Genomic DNA, 18,805 nt, shown 5'->3' with positions numbered 1-18,805 from the left:
GGATGTCGCTCCGCCGGATGCTGCTCCTCCCGGTGCTGGCCGCGATCATCGTCGGATTCGTTGCGTTCGCGGTCGCGGTCGACGTCAGCGAGCGGGCGCTGCGCCTGGCGGAGATCGACCAGGAGCTAGCCCGGGCCGAGCTGAGCCCGATGCAGACCGTCGACCCGGAGCCCGCGGGGGAATCGGCGACACCGACTCCGCGACCGACCTCGGAGCTGGCAGCCGACCTGCCGGTCCAGCTGACGCTCACCCAGGCCGGCGCGGTCGTGGCGACCGGAGGGGCCGCGAGTCCGTTCTCGCTCGACGAGCTCGCCGAGATCGCCTCCCAGCCGAGCGGCACGACGTTCAACGTCCACGGCTACCGGGTGCTCGTCACCGCTCTGCCCGAGACACTCGTGCGCGTCACCGCCCTGTCGCTCTCCGGCTTCGAGGCGGCCATCGCGGCGCTGCGCGGCACGCTCGCGCTCGGCGGGCTCGTCATCGTCTCGATCGAGGCGGTCGTCGTGTGGGTGCTCGCGCGGCGGATCGCCACCCCGATCGCCGCCGTGTCCGCGGGCGTCTCGCGGATCGCCGACGGGGAGCTCGACACCGCGGTGTGGGCGCCCGGCGGCTCGCGTGAGGTGACGATGCTCACCCATGACGTCGGTCGCATGGTCGCGCGGCTCCGCGCGGCGCTCGCCGAGCGCGAGCAATCCGCCGCCGACGCGACCCGCGCGCGCGACGACCTGCGCCGACTCCTCGCCGATGTCGCGCACGAGGTTCGCACCCCGCTGACCGCGCTCCAGGGCTACAGCGAGCTGTACCAGCGTGGCATGCTCACCGAGGAGGGCGCCCTCGATCGAGCGATGACCCGCATCGGGGAGGAGAGCGCCCGGCTGCACCTGCTGGTCGACTCCATCCTGCAGACCGCGCGCACCGGCGACGCCCCCGAAGCCGTGCGGGAACCCGTCGAGATCGCCCGCGTCATCCGCAACGTCGTCGACGACCTTCGCGCGGCGTTCCCCGGCCGACGCATCGACGAGCGGGTGGATGTGCCCGACCGCAGCCTGGTCGGCGACCGGGCGCAGCTTCACCAGGCCGTGCTCAACCTGGGCGCCAACGCCTGCCGGCACACTCCCGCGGATTCGCCGATCACCTTCGAGGCGACCGCCACCGCCGACCGGGTCACGGTTCGGGTCATCGACCACGGCCCAGGCATCCCCAAGTCGGAGCGCGACAAGATCTTTCTGCCGTTCTACCGCTCCGACCCGGCCCGCGCGCGGCTGGACGGGGATGGCGCCGGACTCGGTCTGACCGTCACAGAGCAGATCGTGTTCGAGCACGAGGGGACGGTCAGCGTCACCGAGACGCCGGGAGGCGGGGCGACGTTCGCGATCGAGCTGCCGCTGACGTCGCGCCAGATGGCCGAAGTCGCGAACGACTCGGACGAAAAACTGTAGCGAGGGCGGGACTCGAACCCGCGACCCCACGATTATGAGTCGTGTGCTCTAACCACCTGAGCTACCCCGCCGGGAGAAACGCTGTGGTTTCGATACGCCGCTTTGCGGCGACTCAACCAGCTGGTTCCGAGCCCCGAGTCAGGATTGAACTGACGACCCCTTCCTTACCATGGAAGTGCTCTACCACTGAGCTATCGGGGCGCGTCGCGGTTGCCCGCGGCACCGCAAGAGCCTACCACCCGCGCGGGGTGGGTTTTAACCGCGGGGGCACGCGGTTTCGATACGCCGCTGCGCGGCTACTCAACCGGCAAGGTCGCCGCTGCGCGGCTACTCAACTGGCTCGAACGCGGGGAGGGGGACGCCGGGGAGGTGCCAGGCGAGGAACTGCGGGCCGTCGGTCGACACGCGGCCCGACTGCCGGGTGGCGGTGCCCTCGAGAAGTTCGGCGGCATCCGGAAGTTCGGAGCCCAGGTCGACCGAGCACGCGCCGCGGGCGGCGAGCACCAGCACGCTCTCGTCCGCCGACTCGCGCACGAAGGCGATCGCCTCCTCAGAGGCGTGCAGCCAGCGGATGCCGCCGCCGTCCAGCACCGGGTGCTCGCGGCGCAGCCCGATCAGCCGCCGGTACAGCGCCATCGGCTCCGCGAACTCCGGCTCGTCGGCGCGCGCCCACGGCAGCGGGGTGCGCGAGTGCTCCCCGTCGTCGCCGCGCAGACCCCACTCGGCGCCCGCCCACACCACCGGGATGCCCGGCAGCGTCATCGACAGCCCGACCGCCACCGGCACCACGCCCTCGCGCGCGACGTTGCGGAACCGCGGGGTGTCGTGGGTGTCGAGGGCGTTCATGTTCTGCAGCCGCACCCGCCACGGGAACGCCGCCGCGAACGACAGGTGGGCGGCCACGAAGTCGTCGCCGCCGAACTCGCTCGTGCGCTGCAGCGCCAGGCCGAGGCCGCCGCCCGCGGGGGTGCCCGGCACCCCGAGCCAGTTCCACAGCGGCCGGGTGAAGTTCGCGTAGGTCATCGCGCCGTGCCAGGCATCCCCGGTGAAGTCGGGGGCGGCATCGTTGGTGGACTCGCCGAGCAGGATCGTGTCGGCGTTGATCTCCTCCATCGTGCGCCGCACCGTCTGGCGCACCTCGGCGTTCAGGTCGAGGTCGCGGAAGCGGCCGGTCATGTTGGCGACGTCGATGCGCCAGCCGTCGAAGGCGAACGGCGGCCTCAGGTAGCGCGCGACCACCGAGTCGTCCCCGTCGATGAAGCGTTCAACGCAGCTCCTGCGAGCGCCAGTCGAACTTCGGCAGGCTCGGCACCCCCAGCCAGCTCGCGTAGGAGGTCTGCTCCTCGTTCAGCCACAGATAGAACGCGCTCTCCGGCGCCTCCGGGTTGCCGTAGGCGGCCTGGAACCATTCGTGCGCGTCGCCGGAGTGGTTCGTCGTCAGATCGCCGATGACGCGGATGCCCCGGGCGTGCGCCGCTTCGACCAGCGAGACGAGCGCCTCGTCGCCCCCGAGCAGCGGGTCGACGTGGTCGAAGGAGAGCGCGTCGTAGCGGTGGTTGCTGCGGGCGGGGAAGACGGGCGTCAGGTACAGCAGGTTCACGCCGAGCGAGCTCAGGTGATCCAGGTGCTCTTCGACGCCCGGGAGGTCGCCGCCGTAGAACTGCTGCGCCGTGTGCGCACGATCCTGGTCGACCTCGTCGTCCCACTCGGCCGGCTCGGCCCAGTCGGGCAGCTCGGCCTCGGCGATCGGGCCTGCCGCGGCGGAGCGCGCGAAGCGGTCGGGGAACACCTGGTACATGACGGCCCCGCGCGCCCACACGGGCGGCGGGGCGGCGGTCACCAGCCGGAAGTCGTCCACGTCGCGCGTCTCCGTCACCGAGAGCCCGGCGGCGTTCAGCCAGCGGATCGCCCCCGACTCCAGCTCGAGCAGGAACCGGTAGCCGTGCACCGGGTTCTCGACGTGCAGCTCCGCCTCCCACCAGTTCGCGGCGTCGTCGTGGTGCACGAGCTGAGCCTCGGTGAAGCGCGGCTCACGGTCGGGGTTCGAGCGGGTGAGCACGCGCGCCACCGGCTCGAAGGAGTGCGGCACACGGACGCGGACGCGCACCGTGTCGCCGAGGGCGGGCGTCTCCGTCGAGACGTACAGCGACGAGCCGTCGTGGTGGGGCGCCGCAGCGAGGTCGCGAGACATGACGGGAGGCTACCCGAGTCCTGTGTCGAACAGATGGCCGGGGCGGATTCGTCCGGCATCCGCTCGAAGCACCGGCCCATTCCGGCTAGCGTGAAGACATGAGCGAGTGGTGGCGGACAGCCGTGATCTATCAGGTGTACCCGCGATCGTTCGCGGACGCCGACGGCGACGGCGTCGGCGACCTGGCGGGCGTCACCGGCCGCCTCGATGAGCTCGCCGACCTCGGCGTCGACGCCGTCTGGCTCTCGCCGTTCTTCACCAGCCCGCAGAACGACGCCGGCTACGACGTCGCCGACTACTGCGACATCGATCCGATCTTCGGCACCCTCGACGACTTCGACCGGATGCGCGACCGCGCCCACGAGCTCGGCCTCAAGGTCATCGTCGACCTGGTGCCCAACCACTCCTCGAGCGAGCACCCGTGGTTCCAGGAGGCCCTCGCGGCCGAGCCCGGCTCGCCCGAGCGCGCCCGCTACCTGTTCCGCGACGGACGCGGCGCCGACGGCTCCGAGCCGCCGAACAACTGGAAGTCGGTGTTCGGCGGCAACGCGTGGACCCGCGTCACCGAGGCCGACGGAGCGCCCGGCCAGTGGTACCTGCACATCTTCGACTCGAGCCAGCCCGACTTCGACTGGACGAACCCGGAGGTGCACGAGTTCTTCCGCGGCGTGCTGCGCTTCTGGCTCGACCGCGGCGTCGACGGATTCCGCGTCGATGTGGCGCACGGCATGGCCAAGGTCGCCGGTCTTCCCGACTACACCCCGCCGGCCGACGGCGGAAGCATGGGCGGCGATGAGGCCGACGTGCCGTACTGGGCGCAGCCGGGTGTGCATCCGATCTACCGCGAGTGGCACGCGCTGCTCGCCGAGTACGGCCCCGACCGGGTGCTGATCGGCGAGGCGTGGGTCGAGCCGCTCAGCAAGCTCGCGCTGTGGGTGCGCCCCGACGAGATGCACCAGACCTTCAACTTCGCCTACCTCGAGACCCCGTGGGAGGCGGCGAAGCTGCGTCGCGTCGTCGACGAGTCTCTCGCCGCGTTCGGCGCGGTCGGCGCCCCGAGCACGTGGGTGCTCTCGAACCACGACATGATCCGGCACGCCAGCCGCCTGGCGCTCACGCCGCCGCCTCCGCAGGGCGTCGGCATCGGCCCGAAGAGCTCACCGCTCCCGGACCCGGTCGTCGGCCTGCGCCGCGCCCGCGCCGCCACCAGCTTCATGCTCGCGCTGCCCGGATCCAGCTACCTGTATCAGGGCGAGGAGCTCGGGCTCCCCGAGGTGATCGACGTGCCCGACGACCGGCGCGAGGATCCCACCTTCGCCCGCACGAAGGGCGAGACCTACGGCCGCGACGGATGCCGGGTGCCGATCCCGTGGGAGGCCGACGCGCCCGCCTACGGCTTCAACGACACCGGGGCGAGCTGGCTGCCGCAGCCGGAGAGCTGGGCCGCGCTCGCCCGCGACCGCCAGGTGGGCGTCGAGGGCTCGACGCTGGAGCTGTACCGCTCCGCGCTCGCGCTTCGCCGCGAGCACCGGCTCGCCGAGCACGCGCTCGAGTGGCTGCCCTCGAGCGAGGAGCAGGTGCTGCGCTTCCGGGTCGGCGACGTCGTGATCGCCGCGAACACCGGCGAGACCCCGGCGGATCTCCCCTCGGGCGAGGTGCTGCTGGCCAGCGGCGACCTCGTCGACGGCCTGCTGCCGGGCGACACCACGGTCTGGGTCGCGGCCACCGTCTAGCGGCGGGTCCGCTCCTAGGAGGCGGCCTTGGCCTGCAGCCAGGTGAACGGGTTGACCTTGACGCCGTCGATCCAGATCTCGAAGTGCAGGTGCGGACCGGTGGAGGCGCCGGTGTTGCCGACGAGCCCCATGAAGTCGCCGACCGACACCTCGTCGCCGACCTGAAGCGCGCTCGAGTTGTACTGCATGTGCGCGTACTTGCTCGTGATGATGTGCCCGTCGATCTCGTGCTCGATCTCGACCGTGTTGCCGTAGCTCCAGTTGGCCTCGTCGTGCAAGGTGACGACCCCGTCGGCGATCACATAGATCGGCTGACCGTCGCCCGGGATGAAGTCGACGCCCTGGTGATAGGTCGAGCAGCCACGGCACGGCGACACGCGGTCGCCGAATCCGTCGGAGATCGGAACCGGGAACGGGAACGGCCACTGGATGTCGCCGGTGCCGACCGTGTAGGTGTAGCTGGCCTGCCCGTAGCGCTGCTGCAGGATCTCGGCCCAGGACGTCACGCCGAAGGTGGACCGCTCGGCGACATCGGTCGACACGGCCTCGTCGACGGAGAGCGTCTGCACCGCCTCGGCGCTGAGCGTCGTGCCGGCCGCGGCATCGGCATCCGCGTTGTAGACGGCGTTCGCCGGCAGGGTCAGGCCGACCATGAAGGCGCCGGCCAGCAGCAGCGCTGCGGACGAGAGCAGCCGCGCACTCCAGCTCTTGCGGTGCGCGTGGCCGCGCGCCGGCGCGCTCGGCCGGCGTGAACGCGTGGGGGGCGCGGAGGCGGCACGACGACGACGCCCGAGCTTGGCGGTGGCGGGCTCGGGGCGCGACGCCGAGCGCGACGCGGCGCGACGCGGCCGGGCTTCGGGAGCCGGTGCGGCCTCCGAGTCCGCCGCGGAGGTGTCCGGGTGCGCCACCGCGGGAGCGAGAGCGGCGGCAGGAGCAGGTGCCGGAGCAGCGGCAAGCGCGGGTGCGGGCTCCGGTGCCGCGAGCGGCGCGGGAATCGCCGGCACCACGGGTGCGGGCAGCGAGCTCGCCACCGCCGGCACCGCCGCTGGCGCGGGCACTGAGGCCACCGAAGCGGGCGCGGGGCCCGAGCTGGCCGCCGCGGCTTCGCGCGCACGCGCCTCGCGACGCGTGAGCGGCGGGGTCTCCAGCGACGGCGCGGCGGGAACCGTGGTCGGCGCCGGCAGGTCCGCGGCCGGGGTCATCGGAACGAGGTCCGCCAGAAGCGAAGGCTGCGGGGGCGTCGACGGCGGGGCGGCCGGCGCGGCATCCGCGGGGCTCGGCGGGGCGGACGAGATGAGGCCCAGCAGCTCGAAGGCCGAGACCTCGCGGTCCTGGCTCTCGCGGGGCGTCGAGTCGTCCGCGCGCGTCACCGCTCCGCCACCCTCGAGTCGCTGTTGAGGTCTCGGCGCGCGTCGAACTCGCTCAGTGCGCGGATCGAAAACAAGCGCGAAGCTCCTTACGGTGCTCGCCAAGGTGAGGGGCGAAGTAGGGGTCGGACCTCACCGATGGTAACGAATCGGCAACGTCAAGGCCAAGCCTAGTTGGCGGTTCGCTCCAGTTGGTCGGCGATTCCCAGCTTGCTCAGCTGCGCCACGAGAGCCTCCGCCAGTTCGGGATGCGCGGCGAGGATGAAATCGTGCCCCGCTCGGGCGCCGTCCCACCCGGTGACGAGCGCCCCCGCCTCCTGGGCGATGAGCGCGCCCGCGGCGTGATCCCACGGGCTCAGCGTCCGCTCGAAGTACGCGTTGAGTCGGCCCGCGGCGACGAAGCAGAGGTCGAGCGAGGCGGTGCCCTGGCGTCGGATGTCGCGCACCGTCGGCAGCAGCTCGGCGACGAGCGCGCCCTGCCGTGCCCGCGTCTCGGCGGAGTACGCGAACCCGGTGCCCACGAGGGCCAGGCCGAGCGGCACCGGATCGGCGACGCGAATCGGCTCGCCTCCGAGCTGCGCGCCCTCGCCCGCGCGCGCGGTGAAGGTCTCCCCCGTCGCCGGGTTGACGACGCATCCGGCGAGCGCCGTCCAGGTCTGCGGGTCGGGCTCGCCTTCGACGACCGCGATGCTCACCGCGTAGTGCGGGATGCCGTAGAGGTAGTTGACGGTGCCGTCGATCGGGTCGACGATCCAGGTCAGACCGCTCTCGGTCGCGCCCGCGTCGCTCTCCTCGCCGAAGAAGCCGTCGCGCGGGCGGGCATCGGCGATCCGAGCGCGGATGAACGCCTCGACCTCGCGGTCGGCGGCCGTGACGACATCGACCGGGGTCGACTTGGTGTCGGCGACCTCGACGCCTTCGCGACGGCGCCTCGCCGCCAGCTCACCTGCTTCGAGCGCGATCGAACGGGCAAGGTCGAGCAGTTCGGCAGTCACCGGCCCACTCTACTTTTCCGGGTTAACGATCCCGAAACGCGATGGCGGCAATCGACGAGGCGATCACCCCGACTCCCGCGACCAACAGACAGACAAAGGCTCCCAGCGTTAATGCGTCCATGAGTAGGGAGACGGCGCCGGGACGCCGCTATGACGCGAGAACCATGCAATCACCGAGATCACGGGCGGTCGACAGGACGGGCGTGCTCGACGATCGACGACGTAGCGCGCGCGGCGTCGACGAACTCGTCCACCTCGGGGTGCCATTTCTTCTCGTACTCCAGAATCCAGGCGCCGGAGAAACCCGACTGTGCAGCCGCGTCGACGGCGCGAGCGACCGGAACGACACCGCGCCCCGGTACTGCCGGAGTCAAGGACGCGAACGAAACCACATCCTTCAGCTGAACTTCCCGAAGCCACGGCTCGAGGTGCGCGAGAGATGCGTCGACGTCTTCACCGGCGCGAGCGGTATGAAGCACATCCCAGATGGCGCCGTGACTCGAATGACCGTCGGGAAACGCGCGTTCTAAGACCGATGCGATGCTTTCGCCCGTCAGGTGGCGATCGTGGGTCTCAAGCAGCAACGCAACGCCGCTCCCGTCGACCTCCGCAGCGGCCGCCGCGAGGCGCTCCGCAAGTAACTCGTCTGGGGCAACCGCGTCCCCGGCGAACACGCGCAGCTGAGAACAGCCCAACTCAACGGCAAGCTCGGCGTGACGCGTGATCGTCGTGACGACGTCCGCATCGGCGAGGCGCGCGTATGTCGCCAGCGTCACGATCGCGAGGCCGGCCAGCTCCGTTCGGGCGGCTCGGACCGCCGCACTGCCGAGGTGCACATGGATCGGCTCATCGAGGGCGCAGCGCAGTTCGACGGCCGTCGCCCCGACGTGGCGGGCGACGGCAGCGACGTCGCTCAGGGCGCGCCCGGGCATTCCGAGCGTGGAAAACCCCCAACCGCGCATCATGCGGTGCGGGCGAGGTCTTCGAAACGGACCTCGTGCTCGAAGCGCAGCCCGCGGCAGTATGCCGCGGTCTCCGATACCGCCAGTTCACCCAAGCGCGAGAGTTCGTTGCCCAGCGCTCCCGCGATGTGAGGAGTCAGCACGACATTCGGGAGCGAGTAGAGCGGCGAGCTCTCGGGCAGGATCCACGGGTCAGTGGTGTCGATCACCGCGCTCAGTCGCCCGGAGACGAGTTCGGCCTCGAGCGCAGCCTGGTTGACGATCGCGCCTCGCGCGGTGTTCACCAATACGGCTCCATCTCGCATCCGGGCAAGTCCTCGCGCGTCGATCAGATCAGTCGTCTCGTCGGTCAGGGGCGCATGAATACTCACCACATCCGCCGCCGACAGCAGTTCGTCGAGAGAGACGTGAACGGCACCGAGTGCGCGAGCGTCGCTTGCGCTGAGGTACGGGTCGGCGACGAGCAGCTGATAGTCGAAGTGGCGAAGCATCAACGTGACCTGTCGTCCGATCCGCGAGGCCCCGACAACCCCGACGACCCGACCGTTGTTGCCGAGGTCGGTGTACTCGGTGTCCCAATCGAACGCTCCTCGACGCGAGCGATACTCGGCCGCCAGCTCCATTGCACGTTTACCCGACAGCACGATCATCGCGACGGTGTACTCAGCAACGGGTTTCGCGTTCGCCACCGCGGCGGTCGAGACACGGATTCCCCGTTTCCAGCATTCCGGGCCCACGTGACCTTTCACGCTTCCGGCGGCGTGAATGATCGCGTTGAGGCGCGGCGCGCTCGCCAGAACCTCAGCGCCGATCCTCGGGCACCCCCAACCGGTGATGAGCACCTCGACCTCCGCAAGCATCTCCCGCGAACGAACGGACTCGAACTCGGTGAACGCGACGCCCGACACCAGGTCAACGGTGCCTGCCAGGCGTTTTCTCGCGGCGTCGTCGAAGACCCGGTCCGTGAGGTTGGGATCCATCGCCATTGCGGCACGAGGCCGCCTCATGTGCGCGCCACCGGTCGAATCGGTTCGCCGTTGCGTCGCGACAACTCGTAGATGATCGCCTGGGCGGCGAACGCCGAGGAGTAGGTGCACGCTTGACGGAAGAACGGGCGGTAGGCGATCCCCGACTGCGGGCCGACGCCGATGATCCCGCCGCGCGCCTCATCGTCGCTGTCACGGCGGAGCATCCGGCGCGACCAGTCCATCGCGGCCTGAGCAGCCGCAAGGTGCCGCTCGTCCTGGGTCTCGGCGTGCAGCCGGTAAAGCAGAACCGACCACAAAGGCGTGCCCTTGTCGCTGAATCCGACCTCGGAGACCGGGCGATCGAACTGGAACGCCCATGCACCGTCGGCGCGCTGCGCCTCGAGCATCCGCTCCCCCATCGCCGTCGCCTGCTCCAGGTACCGGCTCTCGCGGGTGGCCCGGTAGCTCGCCAGAAGACCTTCCATCGCCCAGCCGAGTCCTCGCGTCATGTTCTCCGACAGGGTGACCCCCGACGCCTCGACGTAGTAGAAGCGGTTCCACAGGCCGTCGGGGCGCCCGAGCCGTTCGGTGAGCGTGTCCATGTACTCGCGGATGAGCTGCTGGATCGCCGGGTCGCCGGTGATCCGGTAGAGCTCGGCGAGGCCTTCGGTGCCGAAGCCCGCTTCGTCGAGGATTCGCTCCAGCCAGCGCTCTCGACCGAAGAGCCAGTCCTGCTGCACGACCCCGTACTCGTCGATCTGGCGACGTGCCGCCCCGGCAAGACGCTCGAGCGCATCGCGGTACCGCGGGTCACCCGTCTCGTCGAACAGCGACGACCAGCCCCATCCGCCGAGGAACAGCGAATCGGCGAGCGATGCGAACTTCTCGGAGCCGCGACGCACGGACGGAAGCGGGTCCCAGCGCGCGATGCCGGTGTCGTGTGCGGGGTGACCCGGCTCGTCGACGAAGATCCCGAGCGTGAGTTCGCCGAGCCGATGGGCGAGGGCGCGATACCGCTCCGCAGAGCCCGCCAGGCTCGGCGCCGCCGCTGGCGCTTCGAGCAGAACCTTGATCGCCGGGGCCCAGGTCCAGGTCCAGTTGGGGGTGCGCCAGGTTCGACCGTCTGCGTCGTAGAACAGGAAAAGCCCGCCCGAGAAATCGGAGTCCGGCGAAGTGTTTTCCGCCGCTTCGATGAAGTCGAGAAGCAGCTCGAGGTCGCTCTCCAGGGCGGCGGTCTCAGTCGATACTGTCGACTCGACCTCCCCGATCTCGATGGCGAGCGCGTGCGGATGCGGATCGCGGTCCGCGGCAGCGCCGAGCGCGTGCACGGAATCGAGTACCGTGCGCCCCTCGTGCTCCTCGCGCACGATCGTGCGGACCTTGCCGGCCCACGACTTGCCGAGGTACGGCAGCGACAGCACGACGGAGCCGTCGACGACCTCGGGCTCGAACTCGAGGAAGAACTCCTGATCCGCCCAGACGACATCACGATCGCCGACCGCGAGCACCCAGTTCTCCCAATGCTCCAATTGCTCCGCGGGTACCCGTGCCGCACCGGCGCCGTCCGCGTCCAGGAACCCGTCGGTCCTCCAGGAATTGACCGTGTAGAGCCGGGCGCCGGGGGTCCGGATGACGGCCGTGGGCCGGAGTTCCGCGCCACGAAGGTCGATGTCGACGACAGGGTAGTAGATCTCCCGTGCTTGTTCGGCGGGAGCCTCCGGCCCCCAGAGCCGGCCGAAGCGTGCCGCGCGCAGATCGCCGTCACGGTTCGGGTTGAGCGGAGACACGTCCGAGTCTCGCGTCACGCGAGCGTTGCGCTCGCTGGTGACCTGAATGAGGACGCGGTGGGGGCCCACGAGTCCCTCCACTCGGATCGTGATTGCGCCGTCAGCGACGGAGACAGAATTGCGTGCCACGTGTGTTTCCTTTCTCAGCCCTTGAGCCCTGTGGTCGCGATGCCGTCGATGATCCGCCGCTGGAAGACGAGGAACAAGACGACGACCGGGATCAAGGCGACCGTCGACATGGCGAGCACGGGCCCCCATGCCGACGACGATGTGGAGTCGATGAACTGCCGAAGCCCCAGGGGGACGGTGTAGTTGCTCGGTGTGTTCAGGTAGATCAGCTGCGAGAAGAAGTCCTGGTACACCTGTACGAAGGTCAGAATCGCTGTCGTCACGAGCGCGGGTGTCAGGAGCGGAACGATGACTCGCCAGAAGACTCCCCACTCCGAGCATCCGTCGACACGCGCCGCCTCCTCCAATTCGCGCGGGAGTCCTCGAATGAACTGCACGAGCAGGAACACGAAGAACCCGTCGATGGCGAGGAAGTGAGGCACAGTCAACGGGATGAACGTGTCGACGAGGCCGAGGTTCGCGAACCCGATGTATTCGGAGATGAGTCGCACGTGCCGCGGCAGCATCACGGTGAGCAGCACGAGCGCGAACAGGATGTTCTTGCCACGGAACTCGAACCTTGCGAATCCGTACGCGGTCAACGCGCATGCGACGACGTTGCCGACGACCGCCAGGCCCGCCACGATGCCCGAGTTGATCAGGAACACGCTGAAGGGGACGCCGGCACCCGCCCAGCCGTCGACGTAGTTCTGCAGCGTCGGCGATGCGGTGAACGGGCTCGGGTTCGAGAAGATCTCCTCCGATTCCTTCAGACTGCCGCCGACCATCCAGAACACCGGGTACAGCGTCACGATCGTCATCGCGGCAAGCAGGGCGTGCATCGCGTACTTGCGCGGAGTGGTGTTCACGCGAGTTCCTCTTCTCATCACGGTCGGTCCTCGTAGAACACCCAGAAGCGCTGCAGCGCGAAGTTGACGAACGTCACCGCTCCGACGATCACCACGAGCACCCACGCGATCGCGGCGGCATAGCCCATGTCGAGCGAGCCGAACCCTTGCTGGAAGAGGTACAACGTGATGAACAGTGTCGAGTCGGCAGGGCCACCGGTTCCGCCGCTGATGACGAACGCTGGCGTGAATGCCTGGAATGCATTGATGAAGCCCAGCACGAGATTGAAGAAGATCACCGGCGACAGCAGCGGCAGCGTCACGCTGCGGAAGATCTGCAGCCGGCGAGCCCCATCCAGGGCCGCCGCGTCATACAGGCTTTGCGGGATCTGCTTGAGACCGGCGAGGAAGATCACCATGGGGCTGCCGAACTGCCACGCCGCCAAAAGGATCACGGTGCTCAGCGAGAAGTCGGGGTCCGACACCCACGCCGCACCCTCGATTCCGAAGATCGCCAGCACGTTGTTGACCAGGCCGTCGCCCGAGAACATCTGGCGCCAGACCACGGCGATCGCAACGCTCGCCCCGAGCAGCGAGGGAAGGTAGAACGCCAGGCGGTAGAAGCTCAAACCGCGGATGCCGCGGTTGAGCAGCATCGCGATCAGAAGCGACGCCACCAGGGTGAACGGCACCGAGACGAGCACGTACGTCGTGGTCACCGACAGCGACTGCCAGAAACGGCCGTCGTCCATCATGCGGGCGTAGTTGTCGAAGCCGATGAAGTTCGGTGCCGTCAGAAGGTCGTAGTCGGTCAGCGAGAAGTATCCGGACGCGATGAGCGGCGCGATCACAAGCACCGTGATGCCGACAAACCACGGCAGGAGGAACAGCAGCCCGATCCGGCCCCGGCGGGAGGCCGCAGTCCGTCTCGGCGCGAGCTTCAAAGCCGGGGTGGCCGCTGCGACAGCGGCCACCCCACTTGGCGGGAGTTGGGTCCCGGATTTCATGAATTAGTACCCCAGGATCGTCTCTGCCTCGGCGAAGAAGGCGTCCACGCCGTCCGCGATCGACACGCGCGAGAACGAGATCTCCTCGTTGATGCGACGGAGCAGGCCGGACCGGATCTCACCGGCGCGCGGAGGCAGCGGAGCGGGGGTGGATGCCGCGAACTCGCGCAGCGATTCGATGTAGCGCACACCCTTGGAGACGAGCTCCTCTTCCGAGAACTGACTGCTGGCGATCTCGTTGTACTTCGAGGACGGCGTCACGCCGCGGGTGAAGTTGAGCGCGGCGACGGCTTCCGGATCGTTGATGAGGAAGTCGAGCAGCTTTCCGGCCGATTCGCGGTCCGACGTCGACGACGTGATGCTCCACGAGACGCCGAACGTCGGCGCCTGTCCGGAGTTCGACGGGTCGTCGTACGGCATCGAGGTCAACGAAAGCTCGTTAGTGACCAGCGCCTGAAGCCCCGCGAAGATCGTGACGAAGCTGGAGTCCAGTGCGGCAAGTCCGCGCACGATCGGCAGGCCGTCGAGATTCTCCTGGAACACCGCCTGCTCACCGGCTGGCACCGCAGCGCCCGAAGCCCGGAGCTTCTCCCAGTATCCGAAGTGATCGGCCAGCTGTGCTTTCGTGAACCCTAGGCGCCCATCTTCGGTGAACAGCAGTCCGCCGTCCTGCCGAACCCAGGTCTCGAGGTAGCCGTGGTAGCCGCCACCGTCGGCGGTTCCCCAGTAGCCCGCGCCGCTCGCGTCGGAGATGTCCTGCGCGGTGCGCGCGAGCCCATCGAATCCGGTGGTGCTGTCGTAGTCGATCCCGAGCTCCTGGAGTCGTGTGGCGTCGACGAGCACGATCGGGGCCGTCAGACCCATCGGGAGCGTGACCTGCTTGCCGTCGCGCTCGCCCTGCTTGAGCACTTCGGCGTCGAAGTCGCTGAAGTCGAGCACGCCGTCGCTCGCCAGCTCATTGAGGTCGAGCAGCGCCTCCTTGTCGGCGAAGGCTGCATAGCCATCGACACTCATCTGGACGAGATCCGGCGCGTTGCGACCAGCAAGCTGGGTCGACAGCTTCTCGAAGTAGCCCTCGTAGCCGCCGAACTCGGAGGCCACCGTGACATCGGGGTTCGCCTTCTCGAAGAGGCCGAACGCCGTCCTCGTGGCCTCGTGGCGGGTGTCGTCACCCCACCACCCCGCACGCAACGTCTTCTGCCCTGCGGACGTGCCGCCGGGGGAACAGCTCGCGAGCAGCGGGACGGCGGCAATCATGCCGATGCCCGCGAGCATCGCTCGTCGACTGATGACGACGTCCGGAAGCCGGGTGGATGAACTCATCTGAATCGCCTCTCCATTGATTGATTCATTTCGTCGATGCCCTGGAGCATTTCGAACGCGTCCGGGGTCGCATTCGGACAGTAAACGTTATCTACGATGGTGTCAATAGCTCGCCGGAGTATCCGAGGATCTCAAGGATTCACGAACTCAAAGAGTGACTTTCGGCTAGGAAGCGGTTACATTCATGTCCATGTCAGTGCAGAGCAGCACGATTCGCGACGTTGCGGCGGCCGCCGGAGTTTCGGTGGCGACCGTGTCACGCACGCTCGCGAACAACTACCCGGTTGCGGAGGAGACTCGCCGTCGGGTACTGCGCGCGGTCGAGGACCTCAACTACGTCGTGAACACGCATGCGCGAGCGCTGTCGGGGAGCGGCAAGAAGACGGTCGCCTTCATCCTCGACAACCTTCGCGGCGCCGCCTTCGCCGACGCGGCACACGGCGTCGAACAGGAATCCGCCCGCCTCGGGCGACTGTCGATCATCTGCACAACCGGCGGTGACCCGCGACGCGAACTCGAGATGCTGCAGCTCATGCGGGAACAGCAGGCCGAAGCCGTCATCGTCATCGGTGGCGTGAACGACGACGACGAGTACCGGGTCCGTATGGCAGCACTTGCGCGCTCGATGCGAGCCAGTGGTTCGCAACTTGTGCTCTGCGGACGCCCCAGCCTCCCCTCGGGCACCCCCGCGATCACGGTCGAATACGACAATGAGGGCGGCGCCTACGCGGCGACCAGCCACCTCCTTGCTCTCGGGCACCGGCGCATTCTTCTGCTCGCCGGCAACGAGACGCACACCACAACGGCGGCGCGCGTCGCCGGCTACCGGCGCGCCCTCGACGACTTCGGCGGCGACAACGACCCGTCGTTGATCGAGCATGGGCATTTCAGCCGTGACTACGGCTACGAGCGCACCATGGCGCGGCTCGAACGCGGGCAGGACTTCACCGCGGTGTTCGCGGGCACCGACGTGATCGCCGCCGGGGTATTCGCCGCGGCCGCACGCGCCGGGCTCGCCGTGCCTGACGACCTGTCCGTGATCGGCTACGACGACATCGATCTGGCACAGGACCTGCGCCCGAAGCTCACGACGGTTCGCGTGCCGTACGAAGAGCTCGGCAGACGAGCAGTCGTCGCCGCACTGGAGTCGAGCGATGCAGAAGCCCACGTCGTGCTCGGAACGCACGTCATCCTGCGCGACTCCGTCGCGCGGGCGCACCCCACGAAAGAAAGTTAGGAAGCATCATGCTCGGAAACATCAGCGGCTGGCACTTGTTGATCGTGCTCGCCATCATCCTTCTCCTCTTCGGCGCCCCGCGTCTTCCGGCGCTCGCCCGAAGCATCGGTCAGTCGATGAAGATCTTCAAGACCGAGGTTCGTCCCTCGTCGGACGACGCGGAGCCCGCACCGTCGGGCGAGCGCTCCGGCGAAGACGCTCGCGTGAGCTGAGTCCGACATGGGAATCTCGCCCGAGAAGATTCTGATTCTCGCGGTGTTCGTTGCCCTCGTTCTCGGTCCTGAGCGGCTGCCCGCCCTCGCGTCGCAGCTTGCGTCGCTCGTGCGAAGCGCGCTCTCCGCCGCGAAGACGACGGAGACCCGACTGCGGGACGAGCTCGGCCCGGAATTCGACCAAGTCGATTGGAAACAGCTGGATCCCCGCCGCTACGACCCCAAGCGAATCCTGCAAGATGCACTCCGCGCGGCGTCGGACCCCGACCACTCGACAGCGACGACGCCGTCCGAAGACCCCACCCCCGCGCGGCGCGCACCATGACCGCGCCGACGGCAACCACCGGCGAGGCCCGCGGGGCGATGCCGATCGCACGTCACCTGCGCGAATTGCGGCGTCGGCTCTCGACCGCCGCGCTGGCGATCGGTGTCGCCAGTGTCGGCGGCTTCATCGTGGCGCCGCTCGTCAACGACACGCTTCGAGCTCCCGTGCAGGCCATCGCAGACGAGCGCAATGCGCAGGTGGTGTACTCGACGGTGACCGGCGCGTTCGATTTACGGCTGCTGATCGCCATCTCGATCGGCGTCGTCATTGCAAGCCCGATCTGGCTCTACCAAGTGCTTGCGTTCCTGGCGCCGGGGCTGAGCCGTCGCGAGAAGAAATTCACGTTCGGCTTTTTGGGCACGGCGATCCCATTGTTCCTCGCGGGCGCGGCAACCGGGTGGTACATCTTTCCGCACATGGTCCAGCTGCTCGCGTCGTTCGCTCCGGTTGAAGATGCAACGCTGCTCGAGGCGCGCGTCTACTTCGACTTCGTGCTCAAACTGGTGCTCGCCACCGGAGTGGGGTTCGTCCTGCCGGTCTTCGTGGTGATGCTGAACCTGCTCGGCGTGCTGCCGGCGCGAACGATTTGGCGGGGGTGGCGCATCGCGGTCGCGAGCATCACGATCTTCGCGGCGCTTGTCACACCCGCTGCCGACATCATGTCGATGTTCATCCTTGCCGTGCCGATGGTGCTCCTCTACGTCGTCGCAGCTGCGCTCGCGTCGTTGCACGACCGCCGCGCAGAACGCAATGCGCACCTCAGCGACGGGGCCGCAACGGCGAGCGTCCGGCGCGCCTGAATCGGAGAGCAGCGCTCGGTGGGCTCTCACCCAAGCCACCAGAACGAAAAACGCGGGACCGGATTCCCGGTCCCGCGTGGTGGTGGCGAGTGAGGGATTCGAACCCCCGAATGCAGAGCAGTCTGATTTACAGTCAGATCCCTTTGGCCGCTTGGGTAACTCGCCGGGCTGCGCCCTTCCGATGTATTCACCGACCGAACGCGCCTGTCAAGGATACAAGGTCCGGGAGCCTTCTTCGACCGCGCCGCGTTCAGCCCTCGGCGGAGGCCGCGGCGGCGTAGCCGGCGGCGATCCGCGCGACGGAGTCGATGTAGCTCGGGGCCGAGTTGTAGGCGGTGATCGCGGCCCGCCAGCCGGCCTCGGTGTCCTGCGGGGCGCTCGCCCGGCACAGGTAGTTCACCGCCGCCATCGCCGCGTCGTCGATGTTCTGCGGATCCTCCACGCCGTCGCCGTTGGCATCCACGTGCCAGTTGCGCCAGGTCTGCGGGATCAGCTGAAACGGCCCGACGGCCCGATCGAACTCGGTGTCGCCGTCGAGCTCTCCCCCGTCGCTGTCGGGGATGAGGTCAGTGTCGCCGCCTTCGAGCGCGATCCCGATGATCGGCGGAGACACCTGCCCCTCGGCGTCGACGCTCGAGCCCGCGTGCCGGCCGTGGTCGCTCTCCACCGCCGCGATCGCGGCGATCGTCGTCCACGAGAAGACGCACTCGGGCATCGTCGAGTTCTTCCAGAGCGTCACCCCGGCGTAGGCGGCGAGCTGCCGCTCGGGGATGCCGGTCGCCTCGCTCACCTCGGCGAGCCAGTCGGCGTCGACCCGGCCCGCGATGCCGGGCCCGCGTTCGCTCGCGGCGCGCGGCGCCTCCACCGGCGGAACCCAGCTCGGTGCGGGTTCGCGCGTCGGCTCCTCGAGAACGCCCTCGACGCTCGTGCAGCCGCTCAGGAGCACCGCCCCGATCAGCCCGATGACCAGCAGCCTCCCGGATTCACGCACCCGCTCGTTCTAGCATGGGGACATGGCAGATTCCTCATTCGACATCGTCAGCAAGGTCGACACGATGGAGACGCAGAACGCCCTCAGTCAGGCGCAGAAGGAGATCGCGCAGCGCTACGACTTCAAGAACGTCGGCGCCTCGCTCGAGTTCAGCGGCGAGAAGATCCTGATGAAGGCGAACTCGGAGGAGCGCGTCAAGGCCGTGCTCGACGTCTTCGAGCAGAAGCTCATCAAGCGCGGCATCTCCCTGCGCTCCCTCGACGCGGGCGAGCCCTTCGCCAGCGGCAAGGAGTACCGCATCGAAGCGAAGATGAAGGAAGGGATCTCGAGCGAGGACGCGAAGAAGATCTCCAAGATCATCCGCGACGAGGGACCGAAGTCGGTCAAGAGCCAGATCCAGGGCGACGAGCTGCGCGTGCAGTCCAAGAGCCGCGACGACCTGCAGGCCGTCATCGCCCTGCTCAAGGGCAAGGATCTCGACGTCGCGCTGCAGTTCGTCAACATGCGCTGAG

18 protein-coding genes and 3 tRNA genes are annotated in these 18,805 nt (G+C 68.6%); 7 read left to right on the top strand and 14 right to left on the bottom strand.

What is annotated here, in order from left to right; translation table 11 throughout:
* Positions 1-2 precede the first annotated feature (2 nt).
* Positions 3-1,439, top strand: coding sequence for a sensor histidine kinase (locus tag AC0L6Y_RS00855; RefSeq protein ID WP_473558566.1), 1,437 nt, complete (start codon positions 3-5; stop codon positions 1,437-1,439).
* On the opposite strand, the gene AC0L6Y_RS00850 is transcribed toward AC0L6Y_RS00855, so the two are convergent.
* The 4 genes from AC0L6Y_RS00850 to AC0L6Y_RS00835 all read right to left on the bottom strand — a co-directional run bounded on the left by AC0L6Y_RS00850 (position 1,437) and on the right by AC0L6Y_RS00835 (position 3,630).
* Positions 1,437-1,510, bottom strand: a tRNA-Met gene (locus tag AC0L6Y_RS00850). The genes AC0L6Y_RS00855 and AC0L6Y_RS00850 overlap by 3 nt on opposite strands.
* Before the next feature lie 58 nt (positions 1,511-1,568).
* Positions 1,569-1,640, bottom strand: a tRNA-Thr gene (locus AC0L6Y_RS00845).
* Positions 1,641-1,766: 126 nt separating this feature from the next.
* On the bottom strand, positions 1,767-2,678 hold the full coding sequence (locus AC0L6Y_RS00840) for an alpha-amylase family glycosyl hydrolase (protein WP_473553733.1): 912 nt from the start codon (positions 2,676-2,678) through the stop codon (positions 1,767-1,769).
* Positions 2,679-2,703: 25 nt separating this feature from the next.
* On the bottom strand, positions 2,704-3,630 hold the full coding sequence (locus AC0L6Y_RS00835; RefSeq protein ID WP_473553732.1) for an alpha-amylase family glycosyl hydrolase: 927 nt from the start codon (positions 3,628-3,630) through the stop codon (positions 2,704-2,706).
* Positions 3,631-3,728: 98 nt separating this feature from the next.
* Between AC0L6Y_RS00835 and AC0L6Y_RS00830 the strand changes: the two genes are divergently transcribed.
* Positions 3,729-5,363 carry a glycoside hydrolase family 13 protein gene (locus AC0L6Y_RS00830; RefSeq protein WP_473553730.1) on the top strand — a complete coding sequence of 545 codons (1,635 nt, stop codon included), beginning with the start codon at positions 3,729-3,731 and terminating at the stop codon, positions 5,361-5,363.
* Positions 5,364-5,377: 14 nt separating this feature from the next.
* Here AC0L6Y_RS00830 and AC0L6Y_RS00825 read toward each other — a convergent pair whose 3' ends face one another.
* From AC0L6Y_RS00825 to AC0L6Y_RS00790, 8 genes are all read right to left on the bottom strand, one after another.
* A complete protein-coding gene (locus AC0L6Y_RS00825) occupies positions 5,378-6,733 on the bottom strand; it encodes a M23 family metallopeptidase (RefSeq protein WP_473553727.1) in 1,356 nt (451 codons plus the stop codon).
* A 167-nt stretch (positions 6,734-6,900) separates the two neighbouring features.
* Complete coding sequence (locus AC0L6Y_RS00820; RefSeq protein WP_473553725.1) at positions 6,901-7,725, bottom strand: inositol monophosphatase family protein; 825 nt, start codon at positions 7,723-7,725, stop codon at positions 6,901-6,903.
* A 179-nt stretch (positions 7,726-7,904) separates the two neighbouring features.
* On the bottom strand, positions 7,905-8,657 hold the full coding sequence (locus tag AC0L6Y_RS00815; protein ID WP_473553722.1) for a sugar phosphate isomerase/epimerase family protein: 753 nt from the start codon (positions 8,655-8,657) through the stop codon (positions 7,905-7,907).
* A gap of 29 nt (positions 8,658-8,686) precedes the next feature.
* The gene (locus AC0L6Y_RS00810; protein ID WP_473553719.1) at positions 8,687-9,784 is read right to left on the bottom strand and encodes a hydroxyacid dehydrogenase; all 1,098 of its coding nucleotides are present in this window, start codon (positions 9,782-9,784) and stop codon (positions 8,687-8,689) included.
* On the bottom strand, positions 9,691-11,571 hold the full coding sequence (locus AC0L6Y_RS00805; RefSeq protein WP_473553715.1) for a hypothetical protein: 1,881 nt from the start codon (positions 11,569-11,571) through the stop codon (positions 9,691-9,693). Before AC0L6Y_RS00805 ends, AC0L6Y_RS00810 begins: the two co-directional genes overlap by 94 nt.
* Before the next feature lie 14 nt (positions 11,572-11,585).
* Positions 11,586-12,419, bottom strand: a complete 834-nt coding sequence (locus AC0L6Y_RS00800) for a carbohydrate ABC transporter permease (protein ID WP_473553712.1) — start codon at positions 12,417-12,419, stop codon at positions 11,586-11,588.
* Positions 12,420-12,436: 17 nt separating this feature from the next.
* Complete coding sequence (locus AC0L6Y_RS00795; protein ID WP_473553709.1) at positions 12,437-13,405, bottom strand: carbohydrate ABC transporter permease; 969 nt, start codon at positions 13,403-13,405, stop codon at positions 12,437-12,439.
* 3 nt (positions 13,406-13,408) lie between these two features.
* On the bottom strand, positions 13,409-14,728 hold the full coding sequence (locus AC0L6Y_RS00790) for an ABC transporter substrate-binding protein (RefSeq protein WP_473553706.1): 1,320 nt from the start codon (positions 14,726-14,728) through the stop codon (positions 13,409-13,411).
* 190 nt (positions 14,729-14,918) lie between these two features.
* Here AC0L6Y_RS00790 and AC0L6Y_RS00785 point away from each other — a divergent pair, with 190 nt between their 5' ends.
* From AC0L6Y_RS00785 to tatC, 4 genes are read left to right on the top strand one after another with little or no spacing between them, the layout of a single operon-like run.
* Entirely contained in the window at positions 14,919-15,965 is a 1,047-nt protein-coding gene (locus AC0L6Y_RS00785) for a LacI family DNA-binding transcriptional regulator (protein ID WP_473553705.1), read from the top strand.
* Between the two features lie 8 nt (positions 15,966-15,973).
* Positions 15,974-16,177, top strand: a complete 204-nt coding sequence (gene tatA / locus AC0L6Y_RS00780) for a twin-arginine translocase TatA/TatE family subunit (RefSeq protein WP_473553704.1) — start codon at positions 15,974-15,976, stop codon at positions 16,175-16,177.
* A gap of 7 nt (positions 16,178-16,184) precedes the next feature.
* Positions 16,185-16,502, top strand: coding sequence for a twin-arginine translocase TatA/TatE family subunit (locus AC0L6Y_RS00775; RefSeq protein WP_473553702.1), 318 nt, complete (start codon positions 16,185-16,187; stop codon positions 16,500-16,502).
* Complete coding sequence (gene tatC, locus AC0L6Y_RS00770; RefSeq protein ID WP_473553699.1) at positions 16,499-17,302, top strand: twin-arginine translocase subunit TatC; 804 nt, start codon at positions 16,499-16,501, stop codon at positions 17,300-17,302. Before AC0L6Y_RS00775 ends, tatC begins: the two co-directional genes overlap by 4 nt.
* Positions 17,303-17,382: 80 nt before the next feature.
* Here the strand turns inward: tatC and AC0L6Y_RS00765 are convergent.
* Together AC0L6Y_RS00765 and AC0L6Y_RS00760 are read right to left on the bottom strand one after the other, a co-directional pair.
* Positions 17,383-17,467, bottom strand: a tRNA-Tyr gene (locus AC0L6Y_RS00765).
* A gap of 85 nt (positions 17,468-17,552) precedes the next feature.
* On the bottom strand, positions 17,553-18,293 hold the full coding sequence (locus AC0L6Y_RS00760) for a lytic transglycosylase domain-containing protein (RefSeq protein ID WP_473553696.1): 741 nt from the start codon (positions 18,291-18,293) through the stop codon (positions 17,553-17,555).
* Between the two features lie 22 nt (positions 18,294-18,315).
* Here AC0L6Y_RS00760 and AC0L6Y_RS00755 point away from each other — a divergent pair, with 22 nt between their 5' ends.
* Positions 18,316-18,804, top strand: coding sequence for a YajQ family cyclic di-GMP-binding protein (locus AC0L6Y_RS00755; protein WP_473553693.1), 489 nt, complete (start codon positions 18,316-18,318; stop codon positions 18,802-18,804).
* The last annotated feature ends 1 nt before the right edge of the window (position 18,805 follow it).

This window comes from Pseudolysinimonas sp. 10J20-29 (genome assembly GCF_055809595.1).
The sequence above is the reverse complement of the archived record's forward strand: the minus strand, read 5'-3'. Positions and strand labels throughout refer to the sequence as shown.